At 71.8% G+C, this 21,144-nt stretch carries 17 protein-coding genes; 8 read left to right on the top strand and 9 right to left on the bottom strand.

Going from position 1 to position 21,144, the window contains the following annotated elements; all coding sequences use genetic code 11:
- The 6 genes from ACFYYR_RS06030 to ACFYYR_RS06005 all read right to left on the bottom strand — a co-directional run bounded on the left by ACFYYR_RS06030 (position 1) and on the right by ACFYYR_RS06005 (position 8,502).
- A complete protein-coding gene (locus ACFYYR_RS06030; protein ID WP_388847418.1) occupies positions 1-1,737 on the bottom strand; it encodes a B12-binding domain-containing radical SAM protein in 1,737 nt (578 codons plus the stop codon).
- 57 nt (positions 1,738-1,794) lie between these two features.
- Positions 1,795-3,522, bottom strand: a complete 1,728-nt coding sequence (locus ACFYYR_RS06025) for a B12-binding domain-containing radical SAM protein (protein ID WP_388847416.1) — start codon at positions 3,520-3,522, stop codon at positions 1,795-1,797.
- On the bottom strand, positions 3,501-5,216 hold the full coding sequence (locus ACFYYR_RS06020; protein WP_388847414.1) for a beta-ketoacyl synthase N-terminal-like domain-containing protein: 1,716 nt from the start codon (positions 5,214-5,216) through the stop codon (positions 3,501-3,503). Before ACFYYR_RS06020 ends, ACFYYR_RS06025 begins: the two co-directional genes overlap by 22 nt.
- Positions 5,213-6,136, bottom strand: coding sequence for a glycosyltransferase family 2 protein (locus tag ACFYYR_RS06015; protein WP_388847412.1), 924 nt, complete (start codon positions 6,134-6,136; stop codon positions 5,213-5,215). Before ACFYYR_RS06015 ends, ACFYYR_RS06020 begins: the two co-directional genes overlap by 4 nt.
- An 88-nt stretch (positions 6,137-6,224) precedes the next feature.
- Positions 6,225-6,515, bottom strand: a complete 291-nt coding sequence (locus ACFYYR_RS06010) for an acyl carrier protein (protein WP_351504386.1) — start codon at positions 6,513-6,515, stop codon at positions 6,225-6,227.
- 79 nt (positions 6,516-6,594) lie between these two features.
- Entirely contained in the window at positions 6,595-8,502 is a 1,908-nt protein-coding gene (locus tag ACFYYR_RS06005) for a KedN5 family methylcobalamin-dependent radical SAM C-methyltransferase (RefSeq protein WP_388847410.1), read from the bottom strand.
- A 520-nt stretch (positions 8,503-9,022) separates the two neighbouring features.
- Here ACFYYR_RS06005 and ACFYYR_RS06000 point away from each other — a divergent pair.
- The 3 genes from ACFYYR_RS06000 (at position 9,023) to ACFYYR_RS05990 (ending at position 11,519) form a co-directional block, all read left to right on the top strand.
- Complete coding sequence (locus tag ACFYYR_RS06000) at positions 9,023-10,021, top strand: PIG-L family deacetylase (RefSeq protein ID WP_388847408.1); 999 nt, start codon at positions 9,023-9,025, stop codon at positions 10,019-10,021.
- A gap of 98 nt (positions 10,022-10,119) precedes the next feature.
- Entirely contained in the window at positions 10,120-10,800 is a 681-nt protein-coding gene (locus ACFYYR_RS05995) for a transcriptional regulator (RefSeq protein ID WP_388847406.1), read from the top strand.
- Complete coding sequence (locus tag ACFYYR_RS05990) at positions 10,797-11,519, top strand: hypothetical protein (RefSeq protein WP_388847404.1); 723 nt, start codon at positions 10,797-10,799, stop codon at positions 11,517-11,519. The genes ACFYYR_RS05995 and ACFYYR_RS05990 overlap by 4 nt, the downstream gene beginning before the upstream one ends.
- Here ACFYYR_RS05990 and ACFYYR_RS05985 read toward each other — a convergent pair whose 3' ends face one another.
- Together ACFYYR_RS05985 and ACFYYR_RS05980 are read right to left on the bottom strand one after the other, a co-directional pair.
- A complete protein-coding gene (locus tag ACFYYR_RS05985; protein WP_388847402.1) occupies positions 11,520-12,602 on the bottom strand; it encodes a methyltransferase in 1,083 nt (360 codons plus the stop codon). It lies immediately after the preceding gene.
- A gap of 47 nt (positions 12,603-12,649) precedes the next feature.
- Positions 12,650-13,804 (bottom strand): radical SAM protein, encoded by a 1,155-nt coding sequence (locus ACFYYR_RS05980; protein WP_388847400.1) that lies wholly within the window; start codon positions 13,802-13,804, stop codon positions 12,650-12,652.
- A gap of 270 nt (positions 13,805-14,074) precedes the next feature.
- On the opposite strand from ACFYYR_RS05980, the gene ACFYYR_RS05975 reads away from it, so the two are divergent.
- Together ACFYYR_RS05975 and ACFYYR_RS05970 are read left to right on the top strand one after the other, a co-directional pair.
- Entirely contained in the window at positions 14,075-15,802 is a 1,728-nt protein-coding gene (locus tag ACFYYR_RS05975; RefSeq protein WP_388847398.1) for a carbamoyltransferase, read from the top strand.
- Positions 15,799-16,998, top strand: a complete 1,200-nt coding sequence (locus ACFYYR_RS05970) for a DegT/DnrJ/EryC1/StrS family aminotransferase (RefSeq protein ID WP_388847397.1) — start codon at positions 15,799-15,801, stop codon at positions 16,996-16,998. The genes ACFYYR_RS05975 and ACFYYR_RS05970 overlap by 4 nt, the downstream gene beginning before the upstream one ends.
- A gap of 65 nt (positions 16,999-17,063) precedes the next feature.
- Here the strand turns inward: ACFYYR_RS05970 and ACFYYR_RS05965 are convergent, their stop codons facing one another.
- Positions 17,064-17,459 (bottom strand): 4-oxalocrotonate tautomerase family protein, encoded by a 396-nt coding sequence (locus ACFYYR_RS05965; protein ID WP_388847395.1) that lies wholly within the window; start codon positions 17,457-17,459, stop codon positions 17,064-17,066.
- Positions 17,460-17,576: 117 nt separating this feature from the next.
- Between ACFYYR_RS05965 and ACFYYR_RS05960 the strand changes: the two genes are divergently transcribed.
- From ACFYYR_RS05960 to ACFYYR_RS05950, 3 genes are all read left to right on the top strand, one after another.
- Complete coding sequence (locus ACFYYR_RS05960; protein ID WP_388847393.1) at positions 17,577-18,500, top strand: LysR family transcriptional regulator; 924 nt, start codon at positions 17,577-17,579, stop codon at positions 18,498-18,500.
- Between the two features lie 507 nt (positions 18,501-19,007).
- On the top strand, positions 19,008-20,015 hold the full coding sequence (locus tag ACFYYR_RS05955; RefSeq protein WP_388847391.1) for a 1-aminocyclopropane-1-carboxylate deaminase/D-cysteine desulfhydrase: 1,008 nt from the start codon (positions 19,008-19,010) through the stop codon (positions 20,013-20,015).
- Positions 20,016-20,357: 342 nt separating this feature from the next.
- Positions 20,358-21,026, top strand: coding sequence for a hypothetical protein (locus ACFYYR_RS05950; RefSeq protein WP_388847389.1), 669 nt, complete (start codon positions 20,358-20,360; stop codon positions 21,024-21,026).
- Positions 21,027-21,144: the final 118 nt, after the last annotated feature.

Genomic DNA, 21,144 nt, shown 5'->3' with positions numbered 1-21,144 from the left:
TCAGCTCCTCACCTGCGCGAGTGCGTGTTCACCGCAGGCCCGCGCGGCCTCGACGGCGAAGTCGGGGAAGGCGTGGCCCAGATGCTGCCGGTCGTAGGCGTCCACGAGCTCCCGCAGTTCGGCCTCCAGCCGCTGCGGCAGACCCGGGGGATTCTCGTCGGCCAGCATCAGCCCGACATTGAGGAACGCGACGAGCAACTGGGCGAGCCCCTGGTCCCAGCTGCGCAGCCGGCCCAGCAGCGGTCGCAGCGACTCCGCGCCGGTGCCGCGGCGTGCCCGCACCGCGTCCGCGATGCTCTGCGCGAGGAAGGGAACCTCGTTCTCCTTGCGGTCGTTGATGTCCGCGCTGACCGCGCTCCAGGCCGTCCACAGGTCCTCGACGCGCCCGTCCTCGACCTGGTACTCCCGGCGCGCCTCGCGCAGCACCTCCCAGGCGGGGCCCTCGACCCCGGGGATGTCGGGTTCGCCGAAGCTGGTCACCTTGTCGTAGATCTCGGTGCCGCGCAGGGCGATGGCCCGGTTGATGAGGAAGAACGGATTCTCGCTCTCGTGCACCCGGGCGGTGACGATGAATTCCAGGTTCTGCCAGAGTTCGTCGACGGTGGTGCCGGGCTCGATCATGATCCAGCCGGGTTCCAGCTCGATGCGTTCCTGTTTGAACATGCGGGCGGCGTCGAAGTTGTAGTCGACGGTGGTGCCCTTGCGGAACCGCCGCATCATGCCGGGCGCGCCGGTCTCCATGCCGAGCAGGGCGAGTTCCATGCCGGCGCGGCGCAGGGTGCGCAGCGCCTCCCGGTCGATCAGTCCGGTGTCCACCCGGAACTCGCAGTGGAAGGAGACCTTCAGCTTGCGCCGCAGGATCTCCTCGGCGAACCCCACCGCGTGGTGGTAGCCGTCCTGGAACGCGCCGCCGAAGTTGTCGTCGTTGAACCAGACGAAGCGGGTGCCGAAGTCCCGCTGCAGGAACTCGATCTCGTCGACGGCGTCCCCGACCGGGCGCACCCGCCAGGGCCCGCCCTCGACTCCGGGCTGCCGGGGCGCGTAGCAGAAGGTGCACTTCGCGTGGCAGCCCCGGCTGGTGTAGGTGGACGCCCGCGGGGTGGGAATCCCCGTCCTGCGGTGATGGAGCAGGAGGTCGCGCGCGGGCCACGGCTCGTTGGCGAGGTCGGGGAGTTTGGGGGGTCCGCTGCTGCGGACGCGGTCGCCCTGCCAGTAGTAGAGGCCGGGGACGGTGCGCCAGTCGCGGTCGGCGGCGAGGGCGTTCATGAGGCCTTCGACGGTGAGTTCGCCTTCGCCGAAGGCGACGCAGTCGGCTTCGGGTATGCGTTCGGCGATGAGTTTGGCGTTGTAGGTGCAGAAGGCTCCGCCGATGGCGACGAAGACGGTGGGGTCGGCGGTGCGGACGCAGCGCAGGAGGCGTACGGCGTCGACGATGTGGAGGTCGTACATGATGCTGATGCCGACGAAGCTGGGGCGTTCGCGGCGGATGAGGTCGGTGATGGCTTCGTCGCTGGGGTTGCGTCCGTGGAGGTTGAGGGCTTTGACGGAGTATCCGCAGCCCCGCAGGTGCCCCGCGATGCACGCGACTCCGAGGTTCTCCCGCACCCGCTTGTAGAACAGCCGCATGGCGGGGTCGAGCTTCAGGTACTCCTCGTCGTTGATCAGCACGTTCTGGTTGTTCAGGCTTGCGGCACCGGTGGAGATCTCCCGCGGTGTCAGCAGGACCACGTCCGACATGACCGGTCTCCTTTCCTCTCCGAAGGGCGCCCCGGACGACGTCCGGACACCGCTGGGTCAGCCCGTCAGGACCTGTTCGCCGCAGGTCCGCTTGGTCTCCTCGACGAATTCCGGATACGTGTGGCCCAGGTGCTCCCGGTCGTAGGCGTCGACCAGCGCGCGCAGCTCGGCCTCCAGGCGCCGCCCCAGGTCCGGCGGGTTCTCGTCGGCGAGCAGCAGCCCCACGTTGAGGAAGGCGATCAGCAGGTGCGGCAGGTTCTCCACCCAGGTGCGCAGCCGGCTCAGGAGCGGCCGCAGCCCCTGGTCGCCCCGGGCACGGCGCAGCCGCGTGGCATCGGCGATGATCTGGGCGACGAACGGGAGCCCCTCCTTGCGGTCGCTCACCTCACCGCTCACCAGGCTCCAGGCCCGCCACAGGTCCTCGACCCGCCCGTCCGCGACCCGGTACTCGCGGCGCGCCTCCCGCAGCACCTCCCAGGCCGGCCCCCCTTGCAGACCGGGGATCTCCGGCGGCAGCGGGTCGACGACCTTGTCGTACATCTCGGTGCCGCGCAGGGCGATGGCCCGGCTGATGAAGGAGAACGGGTTCTCGCTCACGGCGATGTCGGCCGCCACGATGAATTCCAGGTTCTGCCAGAGTTCGTCGATGGTGGTGCCGGGCTCGATCATGATCCAGCCGGGTTCCAGCTCGATGCGTTCCTGTTTGAACATGCGGGCGGCGTCGACGTTGTAGTCGACCGTGGTGCCCTTGCGGAACCGTTTGGCCATCCCGGGCGACCCGGTCTCCATGCCGAGCAGCGCCGACGCCATGCCGGCGCGGCGCAGGGTGCGCAGCGCCTCCCGGTCGATGAGTCCGGTGTCCACCCGGAACTCGCAGTGGAACGAGATCCGCAGATCGCGCCGGATCAACTCCTCGGCGAATGCCGTGGCGTGGTAATAGCCGTCCTCGAACGCGCCGCCGAAGTTGTCGTCGTTGAACCAGACGAACCGCGTCCCGAAGTCCCGCTGCAGACACTCGATCTCGTCCACCACATCGACGGGCGACCGCACCCGCCACGCGTTGCCCACCACGCCGGGAGCCCGCGGCACATAGCAGAACGTGCACTTCGCGTGGCAGCCCCGGCTGGTGTACGTCGACGCGACGGGTGTCCGGATCCCGGCCTCCCGGTGCCGCAGCAGCACATCGCGGGCGGGCCAGGGTTCCGAGGTCAGGTCGGGGAGTTTGGGGGGTCCGCTGCTGCGGACGCGGTCGCCCTGCCAGTAGTAGAGGCCGGGGACGGTGCGCCAGTCGCGGTCGGCGGCGAGGGCGTTCATGAGGCCTTCGACGGTGAGTTCGCCTTCGCCGAAGGCGACGCAGTCGGCTTCGGGTATGCGTTCGGCGATGAGTTTGGCGTTGTAGGTGCAGAAGGCTCCGCCGATGGCGACGAAGACGGTGGGGTCGGCGGTGCGGACGCAGCGCAGGAGGCGTACGGCGTCGACGATGTGGAGGTCGTACATGATGCTGATGCCGACGAAGCTGGGGCGTTCGCGGCGGATGAGGTCGGTGATGGCTTCGTCGCTGGGGTTGCGTCCGTGGAGGTTGAGGGCTTTGACGGAGTATCCGCAGCCCCGCAGGTGCCCCGCGATGCACGCGAGCCCGAGGTTCTCCCGCACCTTCTCGTAGAACAGCCGCATGGCGGGGTCGAGCTTCAGGTACTCCTCGTCGTTGATCAGCACGTTCTGGTTGTTGATGCTGGCAAATCCGGTGAGGATCTCCCGCGGTGTCAGCAGGACCGCGTCTGCCATGCCGGCTCCTCTCCCTTCGGGGGGTTCGTGGCTGAGGACGTCAGGAGGAGCGCCGCGTTGTTGCCGCCGAAGCCGAAGTTGTCCACCAGCACGGAACGGATGCCGTCGCGGGGTTCCGGGCCGGCCGGGACGCGGACGTGCCGGGTGTCCGGAGCCGACCGCAGCCCGGGGGTCCCGGGCACGACGCCGCACCGCAGCGCCTGCACGGCGGCCGCCAGGGCGGGGAACACCGAGGCGTGCAGCAGGTGCCCGGCCGCGCCCTTGTACGAACTCACCGGCACACCGCGCCACCCGCGTTCGGCACCGACCGTGTCCAGCGCCAGCAGCTCGGCCTCGTCGCCCTGGCGGGTGCCGGGCGCGTGGCCGTGCACATGGTCGACCCGGTCCGTCCCCGCCATGTCCAGGGCCGCCCGCATGCAGTCCGCGGCGATCTCCGCGCTCAGCGCGCTGGTGCCCCGGCCGCCCACCCGGCAGGCGATCCCGCTGAGCGCCGCCGCCGGGCGGTGCCCGCGGGCCGCCGCGTGCTCCGCGGTCTCCAGCACGACGGCACCGGCGCCCTCACCGATCGTGACACCGCTGCGGTCCCGGTCGAACGGGCGGGCGGTGCGGGTGCTCGTCGCCCGCAGCACGTCCAGACAGGCGTAGTCGTAGACATTGAGCGCGGAGACGCCCGTCACCACCGCCATGTCGGCGAGCCCGGACAGCAGCCACTCCCGGGCCATGGCCAGCCCGAACGCGCCGGACGCGCAGGCGTGGGCCAGCAGGGCGGCGTTCCCGGGGGAGACCCCGAAGCCTTCGCCGTCCCACTCCTCCTCCAGGGATATCTCCCGGATCTGCGGGGCGTCGTCCACCGCCGGCAGGTGCGGCACGACCCCGGCGCCGACCAGCAGCGTCCGCTCCGGCAGCCGGGTCAGGCCGGCCCCGGCCAGGGCCTCCGTACGGGCCCGGTCCAGCAGGACCCGCCGTACCGGGAGCCCCGGCCCGGCCTCCGCCGCGGCCTGGCACACCGTCCGGCTCCGGAACCGTGCGGCGTCGAACCGGGTGAGGTCGGAGAGCGCCCGCCGCCCGGCCAGCAACTCCCGCCAGAACGGGTCCACTCCGTCACCGAACGCCGTCACCAGCCCGAGCCCGGAGAGCACGACTCCCGACCCCGCCGAGCCGCCGGGCGACGGAGTCCCGGCGGGGGCCGCCACCAGGGTGCCCGTGACCAGATAGCCGCCGCTCTCCGGATCCCGCGCGAGCTCGCACACCGCCATCGCCTCGTGCAGCCCCGCCGCGACCGCACCGCGGGCCCAGCGCAGCGCCTGCTCCGCCGCGCCCCGGGGGCTGATCAGCACATGGCCCGCGCCGTCCCAGTCCGACCGCTCCGCGAACTCCTGCAGCAGCTGCGCCGGTTCCGGTGCCATCGACTCCGAGGGCCGCAGCCGGCGGCCGCCCGCCTCGGCCTCGACGCACCGCGCCACATAGCCGGAGGTCGTCGCCACGCAGTGGTCGGTGGCGGCCAGGAGCACGGGTGTCGTGCGGCGCAGCGGTGCCGGCAGCCCGTTCAGGGCCCGGGCCAGGACCTGCACCACCACCTCGGTCAGCGACTCCTCGCCGGCCGGAGCGGTGTGGCCCGTCCGCGCCGGGACGCCGGCCGGCGGTGCCGCGCGGGTGGCGCCCAGGACGACCGTGTCCGGACCGGGCGCGGTCACCGTGCCGCCTCCCCGAGCGGAGCGAGCCGCCCGGCCAGCTCCTCCAGGCCCAGCCGGCCGAGCAGGTACTCGCCCACGGCGGTGAGCCCGGGATCGCCGTGCTGCTGCGCCACCAGCCGCCAGAAGTGCGGCAGCGCGGTGGACACATCGCGGCGGGCCACCGGCAGGTGGTACGCGCCGGCCGGGATCAGGCGGAAGTCCACGCCGTCCGCGGCGAGCCGGAGACCGAGCTCCAGGTCCTCGCCGCCCCACAGCGTGCCGTAGCGCTCGTCGAACCTCCCGGCCCGGACGAACACCCCGCGCCGCAGGCTGGTGTTGGTGCCGATGCAGGACAGCCAGCTCAGATGCCGGTGGGCCGCATTCCCGGTCACCTTCCGGGCCGTGCTCTCGATGAACGAGCACCGCGGCCCGAACGAGCGGGCCACCCGCTCCGGATCCGCGACGTCCACGGGCCTCAGGCTGCGTCCGCGGGCACCGGTCAGCGCCCGCTCCAGCCGCAGGCTGTCCGGGGTCAGAGCGAACGCCGACAGATCGGTGACCCGGCCGTGCACCATCAGCTCCCGCGTCCCGGAGTGCGCCGCCAGGTGCGCCTCCAGGAGCCCCGGGGTGGCCACGGTGTCGTCGTCGAGGAAGAGCAGGAGCTCGGAGCGGGCCAGCCGGGCACCGGCGTTGCGCGCATGGGCGACGCCCCGTCCGCCGGTGTCGGCGACCCGGAGGGGGAGACCCGCCGGCAGGGCCTCGAGGACCTGCGCCACGGCTTCCCGGCCGGGCGCGTCGTTGACCAGGACGACCTCGAACCGGTCGCGGGGCAGCGTCTGGTGGAGCAGCGCCGTCAGGGTCAGCAGCAGCCGTGTGGTCCGGCCGCGCGTCGGTATGACGACGCCGATCGGCACGGGCGGGGCGTTCACGGTGCGGTCCACCCGGGCTTCCTCCACGGTCGAATGGGGAGTGCGGGGACTCATGGCGCCCCGCCGCCCTCCGCTGCGGAGGGCCCGTCCGTGCCGCGGGTCACGAGACCGACGGGCTCCGGCCCACCTTCTGATCGAGGATGTAGGTGGCCAGCCCCTCGATGGAGAAGAGGGTCTCCTCCGTCAGGTCCTCGTCCTCGAAGACCACGTCGTACTTCTCCTCCAGGATGAGGAGGTACTCCAGGGCGTCCAGCGAGCTGAATCCGTACTGGTCGACCAGGCTCGTGTCGGCGGCGGGCCCGGTGCCCTCCGGCTGCTGCCGGTGATCCTCGGCCTTGGTCATCCCTGCCGCTATCTCATGCAGCTCTCGAATGAGTCCAGCGCGGTCCATGCCGTTCCTCCTGTGAAGTTCGCTGCCTGACGGACCTCGGCGCCCGGGGCGGGTCATCGCCCCGGCACGACGGGTCGGTTCACTCGGACACCGACGCGAACTGCGCGGCGAGCTGCTGCTCGGTCCGCCCGCGGTAGGAGTCCATGCGGAAGTAGTGCTGCAGATCGCCACCGAACTCGGTCCGGTAGTAGAAGGAGGTCACCAGCGCCTCGGGGTCGGTGCGGACCGTCTCGCCCCGGCGCAGCGCCGCGATCAGCTCGGGCACGGGGTACTTGAAGGTGACGTCACTGCGCAGATACCAGCGGTCCCCGTACTTCTCGGTCACCGGGAGGTCCTCCTCGGGACCGGAGCCGTCGGGCAGCAGCCGTACCGGCTGGCACATGAGGTCGTACAGGAAGACCTCGTCGAGCAGCGGCAGCAGTTCCTTCGGCAGGTCGGGCCGCATGGCCTCGTCCCACCAGCGCTGCAGCAGCCGCTTGGTGAGCAGGCGCCAGACGTTGGGGTCCACGTTCTCGCTCGCGGAACCGGCCGGCTGTGCCACGGCCGTGAGCTCCCGGGCGTCCGGGTCCTCGCTGTTCTCCACCCACTCGGAGAACTTCAGGATCACCGCGGACTGCGGCACCCCGGCGAGCTCGCGCAGCGCGACCCAGATGTTGTGCAGCCACAGGCTCCGGGCCAGCACGCGGTTCCAGCAGATGAACCGGAGCATGCGCTCGTTGTCCTGGAGCGTCATGGTGTTGTGTGCCAGGACGTAGTCGAAGTCGTCGTTCTCGCCGCGCACCGTGACCAGACCGTGCTGCTCACGCTTGTCGTGGTAATCGGTGTTCGGCAGAATCATCAGCGGATGCACCGCGATGAACGGCGTATGGCGTGACGCGCGGTCGTAGCCGTCGAGGAACGACTCGACCGTTTCCCCCGGCGCACCCCAGATCAGTTCCAGATACGGGGTGATGCCGTGGTCGGTCAGCCAGGCGACGAGATCCTCCCACTCGTTCAGCTTCATATTGCGCCGCCGCATCAGATCCAGGACCGAGTCGTCCATGGTCTGCAGGGCCAGGATGAAGGCGCTGTGCATCCCGGACTGCTTCATCTTGTCCATGATGCGGTAGAAGCCGGCCGACTTGTTCTTGGCCCAGGAGGTCTCGAGGCGCTTGGGGAATCCGAACTTGCTGCGCACACGCAGCAGATCGTCCAGGAATTCCTCGTCCTCGCGCAGCAGGCCGAAGTTGGAGTCGCAGAGCATCAGCGTTTCCGCGCCGTGCCGGCCCAGGAGTTCGAGTTCCTCGCGCAGTCGCTCCCGTGAGAAGGCGCGCATTTTCTGCCCGGTGGCGCCGCCCCAGTAACAGAAGGCGCATTTGTAGGGGCAGCCGCGGTTGGTCTCCATGAGCGCGTAGTCGTAGAGGAACCGGCCCGCCCGGTCGACCAGCGGCACCGCGCCGCTGAGAATGGGGGAGGGAAGGGACTCCAGGTCCGTGATGCGTTCCCGCTCCTCGGTGGTGACGACTTCGCCGTCCGGCCCGCGGAAGGAGACGCCCCGGATGCCCTGCAGCGCGGTGCGGGTGGCGCCGTCCAGATAGCCGTTCAGCAGCTCCGGGAACACCAGTTCGCCTTCGCCGTTGACCACCACGTCCACCTGCGGGTACATCCGGAAGACGCGCTCCGCCTGATGGGCGACGTGGTTGCCGCCGAAGACGACCCACCCGTCGGGGTTCATCTGCTTGAAGGTCTCCGCCAGCACGCCGAACGTGCGGTAGTTCCAGCCCAGGACGGAGAAGCAGAGAATGTCGGGGCAGCCGTCCCGGATGAGATCCCGGCCCATGGCATTGATCCCCGCGTCACCCGGATAGTTCCGAATGGTGACGTCCATGCGGCGGCGAATACGTTCGTCCCTGTCGGCGCATGCTTTGAGATATCCGACGGCCAGGGGCATCGAGGCGGCGGAATTACCCCACACACCTTGCTGGACAAGTAAGACACGAGACTTCACAACCGCGTTCCCCCGATCCTCATCCGCATCCACCGTGGCCAGGGACTTTCAGAGCCCGAGGCTACAACAGAAGAGGATCCACGCAATGGGACCTCGTGCGGCGCGGGAGCGGGGTGTCCGGTTCCCGCCGCGTTCGTGCCGCCGAATGGCCCAGCGGGCCCGGGGCCGGGGACGGCCGTCCGCCTCCCCCGCCGCCCGGCCGCCGGGAGTCTGAAGTGGGAATTCGTCAAAAAGAATCTTGACCGCTTCCGGAGGGGGGCGCGTACGGAGATCTTGAAGGGGGGAAGGGGGAGATTGGCCGGAACCAGCCGGGAAGCCGCGGAAGGCCAAGGGAACCGGTGACCGGGCCGTCCGGCCCAATTTCAGCCACCTGTTGATTACGGGTTTATTCCGCTCCGTGCCTGTGGAGAATCGAACCGTTCGTCTTCAGCGCGGCCGGAGAGCCGGTGACGCGCCGTTTCACGGGCGGAATCAGGGGCCCCGGTACCGCCCGGATCCCGGACTCGGGCCAGGAGGCCACATGACGGAGGTTCCCGGCGCGTGGTGTCCCCTCGCTCTGCCCCACGCGGAGGTATCAGGGAACCGGGTCCTGTGCCGGGGCGAGACGGTCGAGGAGTCCGGCCACGCGCCCGGCTCGGTCGCCCGGCTGCTGGCCCGGTGCGACGGCAGCCGGCCGCTCGACGGCTTCACCGCGGCGGAGCGGAGCCTCCTCGGCACCTGGCAGCGGGACGGACTGGTGGTGATGGCGCCCGGCGGACCCCCGGACCGCGCCGCACCGGACGCCCCCGTCGTGGTGTCCCCGCACCCCGACGACGCGGCACTGGCCCTCGGCGGCCTGCTGGCGCGCCGCGGCGGCCGGGTGCTGGACGTCTTCAGCGTGGAGACCTGGACCAAGGACCCGTACTACGCCGGGCGGCCGGACCTGACGTCCCGTCTGCTCCTGGCGGAGGAGGCGGTCGCCGCCCGGGTCCTCGGCACGGAGGTCGAACTCCTCGGCTTCGTCGACGCGGCGGACCGCGCACTGCGCGCGGAGCGGTTCTTCGCCGGGACGGCCCTGTCCGACACCTTCCCGGACGAGGAACCCGGGCTGTTCGCCGAGCTGACGACCCGGCTCGCCGGACTGCTGGAGGGGGCCGCCGAGATCTGCGCACCACTCGGCGTCGGCGGCCACGTCGACCATCTGGCCTGCCGGGAGGCGGTGATCGCGCTGCTGGCCCGGGGGGACATCACCGGCGCCCGGGTCGTCTTCTACGAGGACCAGCCGTACTCGGTCTTCGGCTCCGCCGAGGAGGTGGCCCGGGGGCTCGCCGCCCGGCTGGCATCGCTCGGCCTCGGCGCGCTCCGCCCGGAGCTGTGCCCGATGGACGCCACGGCCGCGCTGGCCAAGCGCGAGGCCCTGCGGGCGTACCGCATCCAGGTCCGCCAGGGCGTCGTCCGGCGCATCGCCCGGCACGGGGAACGCCTGGCCGAACACTCCGGCCACCCGGCCGCCGAACGGATATGGCCCCTCGTCAGCTGAACGTGCGCCGTGCCCGCGGGTGGCACGACGCGGGCACCACCTGAGACGCCGGCCCCGCGGGGACGGCCACCGAGCAGAGGCGGCCCAGACGCCGCCTCGTGAAGGGTGTCGAGATGTACGTACTGGCTCAATCCCTGGACCCGGCCGATCTGGAGGTCCTCGGGGAGGCCTGCGCCGAACTGGGCCTCACCCTGCACGACTCCGATCCGGAGGGCGGATCGGCCGACTGGCCGGATGTCCTGCTCGCCTCGCTGCACGCCGTGGCCGCCACCGGGCCCGGACTGTCCGCGGCCGACGTCAAGCGCCGGGGCGGGTACCCGATCGCGGTCCTCGACAGCGTGTCCGCGACCGGGGTGCTGGCGGCGCTCTCCGACGGCTTTGCGCTCGCCCTGGCCAGCCCCCTCAAGCAGCACCGCCTCGTCGACAGTCTGGGGTACCTCAAGTCCGTCACCCCGCCGGAGAGCACTCAGGTGCTGACGCTCGACGGCCGGGGCCGGCTGCACTCCCCGTCGAAGGCGGTCCCGGTCTCCGACGCCGAGGCGGGCATGCTGCGACTGCTCGCCAGTCGCCCCGGGCAGATCGTCCCGCGCCAGGATCTCACCGAGGCGACCGGGGGAGAGGACGTGAATCCGGTGTCCTCGGTCCTCAAGCAGAAGCTCCTCGACATCGACTCGGGAGCCAAGATCCTCAAGGTGCCGCACCTGGGCTTCCGCCTGGTGGGCACCGTCCGCGACCTGTCCACCGCCTCCTCCGGCCACGAGAACGGATCCGCCACATGACCGACCGCGCCACCCCCGAGACCGTGACCGCCCGCACCGGAACGGCGGCCGGGCCGGCCGGACCCGGGACCGGCGCTCCCGGCACGGCGGCCGTGGCCGGAGCGTCCGCGGACGCCCCCGGAACGGCCGTCGTCACGGGGGCGTTGACGACGGACATCGGCCGCCAGCGCTCCGCCGTGCCCGAGGACCGGTTCCGGCTGGTCGTGGTGACCGGAGCGCCCGGTGTGGGCAAGACCCGGCTCGCGCAGAGCCTGGTCGCCCGCTATGCCGTACCGGCCGCTGCCGTCGACTGCGATCCGGTGGTGCACCCCTGGGAGAGCTCCGAGAAGCTGTACGCGCTGATGGCGTCGACCCTGCGCGCCACCCTCCCCGTCTACCGGGCCTGGGGCGCCGGGGTGGTCGTGGTCAGCGGCGTCGTGCTCGCGGGGCGTGCCCTGGAACCGTTCCTGGAGGTGTTCGACGCACTCGGCGCGGAATCCGTGATCTACGGTCTGCGCGCCGGCCCGGACGCACTCGCCGCCCGGATCCGCAAGGACCCGGGCGGCGAGCACTTCATCGAGGGCCGGCTGGCCGAGACCCATCTCGACGAGGAGGTGGCGCTGGTACCGGGGGCCCGGCAGATCGACACCACCGACCTCGGTCCCGAGGAGGCCGTCGAGGCCGTTCTCGCGATGGAGCGGGCCGAGCTCGGGCCGGCCTGGCTCGGGCCGGCCCACTGATCAGCCGAAGCGCCCGACCTGCAGCCCGCCGTGCCGTTCCGCCCGCAGGGAGAGCACGAACCCGTAGTAGTGCGTGGCGCCGATGCTCTCCACATAGGCCCGCACCTCGTCCCCCAACGGGCCCGAGAGCTGCAGGTTCTCGTCCCGCGGGGCGAACGCGGGCCAGCGCGGCGGGGTCGACGGGCGGAGGAGCAGCCGGCCGGAGACGCCGAGCCGGTTCATCTCCGCCTCCAGCTCCTGGATGAAGAACGGCCCCTGCTCGTCGCCGTAGGCCGCGGCCTGGAGCAGGGCCTCGCCCGCATCGGTGAGCAGCCCGGGTGTCCGGCGCAGCAGTTCCCAGAAGAACTCCAGTCCGTCCAGGCCGGCTTCACCGGCCAGCCAGCCCAGCGAACCCCGGCGCAGCGGCAGACAGGGCGGATTGGAGACGACCAGATCGAACCGGGAGTCGAGCGCGAGGGACATGATGTCGCCCTCGGCGGTGCGCACCCGCTCGCCCAGACCGTTCAGCCAGGCGTTGAAGGCGGCGGCCGCCGTGCACTCCGGATTGACGTCCACCGCCAGCAGGTCGGCGCCGTTCCGGGCGGCCGACAGACCGAGGATCCCGGTGCCGCAGCCGAGGTCGAGAGCCGAGCGGACCTCCCGGCGGGCGGCCACCAGCCGGGCCAGGGTCATGGAGTCCGTACCGACCCAGGGGGCGTACGATCCGACATCGCGGCCGGCGGCCCGCCACGCCGCGAGGAGGGTCAGGCCCTCACCGCGGACCAGGCAGTACTCGGCGGACAGCTTTCCGGACTCCTGGGCGAGCACACCGCAGCGCAGCAGCAGATCCAGCAGCGGACCGGGGAGTTGCGACCGGGCGTCGGCCTCCGTGACCGGCTCCCCGAGGACGAACAGCGAGGCGAGCAGGGATTCCGCGGACATCGTGCGGGCGATCGTGGCGAGAGTTTCGGTGTTCCGCCAGGGAGCCAGCTCACCGAGCCAGTCCCCGGCCAGGGTGAGCAGGTCGTGGTGCGGCAGCGACCGCAGTCTCGCCGCACCGGCCTCCGTCAATTCCCCGGCCGAGATCTCTTCCACGGAAATCATGCATTCTCCTCACACACCAGGTGCGTCGGTCGGTGATGTCGGTCGGGTCAGGCCGGATGGCCGGCCGGGGTGAAGATCGGCTCGAAGGCCGCCTTCAACTCGTTCAGCCGGGCCAGCGCCTGCGGGCCTGCGTACGGTGCGCACCGGGCGATCTCCGCCTTGGAGATCTGCCCGAGGAGGAAGAGGTTCACCACATCGATCGGCCCGGTGCAGCTCTTGCAATAGGGGAACCTCGGGCGGGGCTGCATGAACATCTCGTAGTGCTGGTGCCTGCCGAACTGCTCGGGAATCAGCTGGGGATCCTCGGTGATATTCCCCATCGGTTTCAGCCAGGCATACGGACAGCAGGAGACGTCCCCCTGTCCGAAGAGCTGCACCATGGTGGCGGTCGCATAACACCGCAGCGTGCGGACGCCGGTGCGCAGCTGATTGCCGATGTGCTCGACGAAGGCCCGCGGCGGAAGGACCTGTTCCAATTCGTCGTAGCGCTCCAGCAACGGCCCGAAATGGTCCCCGAGCTCCGGGGCGAGGGAATCCTTGGCGTCGCCCCTGACCGGGAAGAAGTACAGCATCGCGCCGGACCCGTACCGCTCCAGCAGAAACGCCGCGAAATCCGCCTGTCCGGTGACGTTCTTGTCGGAGAGAACCGACTGGATCTCGATGGGGATGCCCAGCTCCACCGCGTGGTCGAGATGCCGCATGATGACGTCGAACAGCCGGTGCTGCTTCGGCGGCAGGCGGTGCGCGTTCATCTCCAGCGTGTGCCCGTCCAGGGAGAGGCAGAGCTGGACGTTGCCCAGCGCGGCCAGCGCCTCCAGCCGCGGCGGCGTCAGGAAGACGCCGTTGGTGATGACCTGGACCACCTCGTACTTGCTGCTGCACTCCTCGACGAATTCGGTCGATCCCTTCAGCCAGAAGAACTCGCCGCCGCTGAGCCGCATGATCGGACTGTCCACCTGACGGTGATATACGTCGAGAATCCGGTGCCAGTCCTCACGCCGGTCCGTGGTCAGCCTGAGCCGGGCGTCGGGAACGTTCATCAGGAGATTGAAGTCCTCGGTCAAGCAGTAGGAGCAGCGCATCTGGCACAACTGCTCTTCGATGACCATGTCGTTCATGAGGAGTTTCAGACGCTCCTGGCCGTCACGGTGCTCGAACATCGCATTGCGAAAGTCGTTCTTCAGCGCCACGCTCATCACCATTCCGGATTGTCCTGCGCTGACCCTGACCGTAGCCTGCGAGTGTAGGTTTCGGCCGAGTGGACGGTCAACGGGCTCTCGGTACTTACGGACATGATCCGGAAAGCGTCCGGAACTCGACCGTCATGGCTCAACTTGCCCTCTGGACCGGTGTGGTGGGCGGTTGTAACGTCTCGCCCGCGTGGCGCATTCCCACATTCTTGCAATCGCGGTTCGGCGGCCCATTCGGCCTGCCACCGCGAGAACCCGCCTGTACTGAGTTAGGACGGCTGCATGCTCGCTCTTGGGCTCGGCGGATCCAATCACGACTTCTCGGCCTGCCTCGTCGAGAACGGCGAAGTCAGCGTCGGTATCGAGGAAGAACGTCTGACCCGTCGGAAGTACGCGGTCAACGTCAACTCACTGGCCAACCGCGGCTGGCGGTACTGTCTCGAAACGCACGGCACCCGGCTCGACCGGGTCGAAGCGATCGTGGCCGACGACACCCTGCTGCCCACCTGCTACTTCCCCTTCCGGCGCCGCACCCATCTGATCAGGCATCACCTGGCGCACGCCGCCAGCGCCTTCCACCCCTCGCCCTACCACGAGGCCGCGGTCCTCGTCGTCGACGGCGCCGGCAGCCTCTTCGAGGGCCAGGGCGTCGAGACCATGACTCTCTCCGTCGGCGAGGGCGTCGGCATCACCGAGCTGTCGAAGGTGTACGGCACCAACTGGAGCACCGACGGGCTCCGCGCCGACCGGGTCTACCAGGCGGGCGACAGCGACCACTCGCTGGGCTTCATGTACAAGGCGGTCAGCCGGGCGATCGGATTCACCCTCTACGAGGAGGGCGCCTGGTACCTGACCGAGGACGGCAAGACCATGGGCCTCGCCCCGTACGGCACCGACCGCTACCGGGACGAGTTCCACCGCCATCTCGACCTGCTCGACGAGGGCCGGTTCGCGCTGTACCTCAAGGACGGCGGGCTGCTGGACTTCGTCGAGCACGCGCTCGACGGGCTCGACGGCGACGAGCGCTTCTCCCGCGGCGCCGACCTCGCCTGGGCCGCCCAGGACCTGCTGGAGACCGCCGTGCTGCACGCCGCCCGCTGGCTGCACCGGCAGACCGGACTCAGCCGGCTGTGCCTGGCCGGCGGTGTCGTCCTCAACTCGGTCGCCAACGGCAAGATCCTCCGGGAGACGCCGTTCACCGAGATCTTCGCCCAGCCCGCGGCGGGCGACAACGGCTGCGCGGTCGGCTGCGCCTACTACGGCTACCACGTGCTGGGGAACAACCCGCGCCCGCGTGCGGCCAAGCCGGGCGCCAAGCCGGGTGCCGGGCCGCGCGCCCCCCGGCCGCAGCAGCACACCTACCTCGGCCGGACGTACGGCACCGACGAGGTGCGGGCCGCGCTCGACGCCTCGGGCCTGCCCTACCGGCAGGTGCCGGACCCCGCCCGGCTGGCGGCGGAACTCCTCCCCGGCGGCGCGCTCATCGGCTGGTTCACCGGCGGCTCCGAGTTCGGTCCGCGGGCCCTGGGCCACCGGAGCATCCTCGCGGACCCGCGCCGCGCGGAGATGAAGGACATCCTCAACAGCAAGGTGAAGCACCGCGAGTGGTTCCGGCCCTTCGCCCCGGCCGTCCTCGCCCACCGCGCCGCCGAGTACTTCGACCTCGACATCGAGTCGCCGTACATGCTCATCGTGGCCCCCGTGCGGGAGGACAAGCGGGACGAGGTCCCGGCCATCACCCATGTCGACGGCACCGCCCGGGTGCAGACGCTGACCCCTGGCGCCAACGGCAGCTTCTACGAGCTCGTCGAGCGCTTCGGCGAGCTCACCTCGGTACCGGTGGTGCTCAACACCTCCTTCAACGACCGCGGCGAGCCGATCGTGGAGACCCCGCAGGAGGCGCTGGCCTTCTTCGGTCCCAGCAAGCTCGACTACCTGTTCCTGGAGGACTTCCTGGTGTGCCACAGCGCGACCGACCTCGACGCCGTGACCGGACGGACGGCCGGATGACCGCCCCCGAGCCGCGTTACGAACCGGCGCGCGCCCTCGCCCTGTGGGGCGAGGAGGAGATCGCCGCTGCCGTGGAAGTCCTCCGGTCGCGCTCGCTCTTCCGCTATTACGGACCGGACCTGCGGCACCGGGTCGACGCCTTCGAGGCCGAGTTCTCCGCGATGACCGGAGTGCCGCACACGGTCGGCGTCTCCTCGGGCACGGCCGCGCTCACCGCCGCCATGGTCGGGCTGGGCATCCCGGAGGGCGCCGAGGTGATCGTCCCCGCGGTGACCTTCATCGGCTCGGTGAACGCGGTCGTCCAGGCCCGGGGCATCCCGGTGTTCGCCGAGGTCGACGACTCCCTGACCCTCGACCCCGAACGGCTCGACGAACTCGTCACCGAGCGGACCTGGGGCATCATGCCGGTCCATCTCGCCAACGCCGCCGCGGACATGCGGCCGATCACCCAGGTGGCCCGGCGGCACGGGCTGCGGGTCGTGGAGGACGCCGCCCAGGCGGCCGGGGTCCACTACGGGGGTCGGCCGGTGGGCAGCCTCGGGGACGCCGGAGCGTTCAGCTTCCAGCTGGAGAAGAACCTCACCGCAGGGGAGGGCGGCGCCGTCACCGTCGGGGACCGCGCGGTGTACGACCGGGTGGCCCGGTTCCAGGACCAGGGCGGCCAGTTCACCACCGGGCGCGGCGGTGACCGCGGCACCTCGGCCGAGGCACCGTTCCTCGGCGCGAATCTGCGGATGACCGAACTGACGGGCGCCGTGCTGTCGGTGCAGCTCCGCCGGCTCGGGCCGATGCTGGAACGGCTGCGGAGCGTCGCCCGGCACGTCCGCCGCGAGACCGCCGGCCTGCCGGTGCGCTGGCGCCGGCTTCCGGACGAGGCGGGATCCGGGGGCGACCTCACGGTCCTGCTCGCATCCCGCCTGGAGGCCCGGCAGTTCGTGGCCGCGCTGACCGCCGAGGGCATTCCGGCCCACACGATGTACCAGGGCCAGGCGGTGTACGCCAACCGGGCCGTACGCGAGGGACGCACCCCCTGGGGCGTGGCGTGGGACCGGCCCGCGCGCTGCCGGGTCAGCGAGGGCCTCGTCGGCCGTTCGGTCAGCATCGGCCTGGGGGCCACGATGACCGACGGCGATGTCGACGCGCTCGTCGCCGCGTTCCGCAAGGCCTACGAGGGGCTCGCACCCGCGGCGGGCTGACCGCGGGGAGCCGGCGGTGGGCGGAGGAGTGCGGCCCCTCCGCCCACCGTCACGCCCGGCCCGGCTCAGCGGGCCACCGGCCGGCGGTAGTGCTCGAACCGGGTCACCCCCTGGTAGCCGTAGCTCTCGGGGTGCAGCTCGTGCAGCGCGACGCCGGACCGGGAGAGCGGACCGAGGAGGTCCGCCAGCAGTTCCCCCGCAGCGGCGATGAAGGCGGCCTTCTCCTGGGCACTGTTCGTGCCCAGGGTGAGGGACACCTCCACGTGCGCGTCGCGGTCGCCGGTCAGCGGCTCGCCGTCGACGAAGTAGTGGCCGGCCGGGACCGGGACGATGTGGACGACGGTCCGCGCACTCGATTTGTGGAGGACCCCGACCGCCAGCCGGGTCAGCCCCCGGGCGATGGCGGACCGGACGTCGGCGGGGAGTTCGGAGTCGGTGACGGCGACCCGGATGTGGGGCATGGCTCTCCTCGGCCTGCTCGGGACGCGTCCGCCGGGACCGGCGGCGCGGAACAAGCGTTGCCGACCCTGGCACCCTGGATCCAACACACATCAGTCATGGACGTATGAGGCTGCCGCATGCCCGTGAACCTCCCTCAGCTGAGGGCCTTTCTCGCCGTCGTCGACACCGGTGGTTTCAGTGCGGCCGCCGCCGAACTCGGCATCAGCCAGTCCGCGGTGTCGCACGCCGTCGCCTCCCTGGAGCGTGAGCTGGACGCACCCCTGCTGGTCCGCGCCACCCCGGCCCGGACCACGGCACTGGGCGAGCGGGTCCTGCCGCACGCCCGTGTCGCGCTGTCGGCGGTCCGGGACGTGGCACGGGTCGCGGCCGAGGCCTCCGGGGCGTTGACCGGCACTGTGCGGCTGGCCGTCACGCCCTCGGTCGGTCAGGGGCTGATACCCGGACTGCTCCGGCACTGGGGCGAGGACCAGCCACGGATCACGGTCCGCGTGTTCGAGGGCGACAGCGCCGAAGTGGCGTCCTGGCTGGAGAACGGGACGGCCGACGCCGCCGTGCTCGTCGACCCGCCGCCCGGTCCCGGCGTCCGGCTCGCCGTCGACCACTACGGCGCGCTGCTGCCCCGTGACCACCCGCTGGCGGACGAACCGGCCGTCGGACTCGGCGAGTTGGCGGACGACGCGTTCCTGATCTCCCCCAAGGCCTGTGAAGCGCGCATCCGTGCGATCCACCGCGCGGCCGGGCTGCCCTTCACCCCCACGCAGCGGGTCCGGGACCTGGCGACCCTGGTCGGCATGGTGCAGGCCGGTCTCGGCGTGACCGTCCTGTCCGAGGTCTCGCGCTCGTCGATCCCGTCCGACCTGGTTCTGGTACCGCTGCGGCCCCGGACCTCGCGCCGTCTCGTGCTGACCGGACCGCAGGCCGGCCCCTGGCACCCGGCCGTCCGCGCTCTCGCCGAGTCGGTCGCCGGTCACCTGGCCCGCGACGTGCCCCGGCAGCCCGCGGCACCGGACGGCACCGCACGACGGCCGGCCGGATCCTGAGACGACCGGCCGGGCCGGGGGACAAGCCGGGCGGTGGTACGAAGAGCCGGGCCGGCCGGTCAAGGCCTTTCCCTGCCGTACCGGGAGCCGCCATGACGCCGGCCCTTGCCGGCGGGCACCCGGGAACGCACCGGCGCCGGGCGCCCGGCGGTACGCGCGCACGCGGCCGAGGCTCCGGAGCAGGTCCGGGCCCGGGCCGGTCGGGGAACGGCGCTACGCGCACGCAGCCCAGGCGGTGCGGGCCGACGCCGGACGATTGGTTCCGCCCTGCCCGGGAAGGTCCGATGGGGGCCGGGCGTCCCGGACGGACAACCAGCCCCCGAAGGCCCACGGAACCGTGGCCGTCGAGCAGCACGGGGGAAGCGGAGGGATGCAGGTGACCAGCACACGGTGCCGTCCCCGGAGCGCGGGCCGTCCCCGGAGCCGGGGCCGCTCCCGCAAGGAGCGCCCGAAGGCCCGTGCGGTCGGGCCCGTCCCGTACGCGGCACCGCGCGGGCCGGTGCCCGGATGAGCCGCCCGCTGCTGCACCGGAGGTTCCCCGCGCTCGCCCGGACGGTGCCGCACCTCCGGCTGGGCGACGGGCCGACGCCGGTACGGCGGATGACCGGCCTTCCGCTCCCCGTCCCCGTGTGGTGCAAGGACGAGAGCGGGTTCGGCTCCGGCGGGTGGGGCGGCAACAAGGTCCGCAAGCTGGAGTGGATCCTGCCCGAGGCCGAGCGCCGCGGTGCCCGGACCCTCCTCACCGTCGGCGGCCTGGGCACCAACTGGGGCCTGGCGACGGCCCTCTACGCCGGAGAACACGGCCTGCACACCGCCCTCGCGCTGATCGACCAGCCGCTGGACGACCATGTGCGGGCCCAGTTCGACCGCATCCGGCGCTCCGGCGCCACCGTCCACCTCACCCGCACCAAGGCGCGGACGATCGCCGCCGTGCCCTGGCTGATGGCCCGTCATACCACGGCCCGGCGGCCCCCGTACTACGTTCCGGCGGGCGGCTCCGCACCGGTGGGCACCCTCGGCTATGTCGAGACGGCCCTCGAAATCGCCGGACAGGTGGCGCGCGGAACCCTTCCCGAACCCTCCCATGCCGTCCTGGCTCTGGGTTCCGGCGGCACCGCGGCGGGCCTCGCCCTGGGACTGCGGATGGCCGGACTGCGCACCCGGGTCGTCGGCATCGTGGTCAACGACACCCTGCCGCTCGACGCCCGCAGCATCGCGGGCCTGGCCCGCAGGACCGAACGGCTGCTGCGCCGCCGCGGTGCCGCGACGGCGGCGGTGGGTCTCCGGCCGGAGGACCTGACCGTGGTCCGGGGCTGGCTGGGACCGGGCTACGGGCACCCGACACCGGAGGCGGAGGCGGCTCGGCACCTCGCCGCCCGGGAGGAGCGTCTGGACCTCGAACCGGTCTATACGGCGAAGGCGTTCGCCGCGCTCCTCGCCCTTGGAGCCGAGGGCCGGTTCGGGGCCGGACCGGTGCTGTTCCTCCACACACATGGGCCCCGCGGGACCGGCTGAGCAGGCGCGGGGGCCGGTTGCGCCCTCGGGACCCGAGGAGCGGCTGAGCGGCGTGGTACTCCTCGGTCCAGGGACGTGCAGAGCACCGCGGGCCGGACTGCGGTAACCGGGCTGCGCCGGGGGACGGTGTACGACCTGCGGCCGACGGGAGCCTGCCGGAAGGCGGACCGTCCCGCACCCCGGTTACCTCCCGCGGGGGATGGGCCGGCGCGCGTCCTGTCCAAGGATGGCTGCGGGCGCCGACGCCGGGCCGGCGGCCACCGCACTCGATCACCGTCCGGCCACGCATCCGGTTCGGCGTGTCACCCGTCCGACGATCCGTCTCACTCCCGGGAGAACCCCGTGAAGTCTGCTTCCTTCCGCGTCATCGCGGCCGCGACGACCGCGGCCGTCGCACTGACCACCATGGGCGTCGCCTCCGCGGCGTCCGCCGACCGTCCGCAGGAGCGGCCGCCGCGGGCCCGCGTCACCGGCTCCGCCGAGTTCGGGCTCCCGTACCACCCGGACGCCGATGTCCGCTCGTTCACCTTCGACGCCCGGGCGGTTCCGTACAGCCGGCCGATCCCCGGGGTGCCCACCGGGCTGCCCACCGATGCCCGGGGCACGGTGAAGGTCTCCCACTACTTCGCCGAGCAGCACCGTACGGTCACCGCGGAGGGCCGGGTCGACTGCCTCGTCACCGGCCCGCGCACCGCGACCCTGACCGCGGTGATCACCCGGGTCGACGAGGGCGGGCCGGACTGGAAGGGGCGGCGGCTCGGGTTCAGCGTGCACGACGGCGGCCAGGACCGGGGCCGCTCCTCGGACCGGGTCGGATTCTCCTGGAGCATCGTGAATGTGAAGTCGCCCGGGGACGAGCAGAGCGAGGGGGCCGAAACCGGCACCTGCATGGCCCCCGCACCGTACGCCCCGGTCACCAAGGGCGGTTACACGGTTCGGCACGCCGAGCTGCCGCCGGTGCCCGCAGGCGCGGGCCGGACCGGGGGAGCGCGGCCGGCGACGAGGGAATGAACCCGTCGGTGACCGGGGTGCCGTCGTCATCACGAGGACGGCACCCCGGCGGGACGGAACAGGGGAGGGCCCCGGCGGAGAACTCCGCCGGGGCCCTCCCCTGGCGACCGTACGGACG

The organism is Streptomyces sp. NPDC001922, assembly GCF_042891165.1.
In the GTDB taxonomy this organism is placed as follows: Bacteria; Actinomycetota; Actinomycetes; order Streptomycetales; family Streptomycetaceae; genus Streptomyces.
The sequence above is the reverse complement of the archived record's forward strand: the minus strand, read 5'-3'. Positions and strand labels throughout refer to the sequence as shown.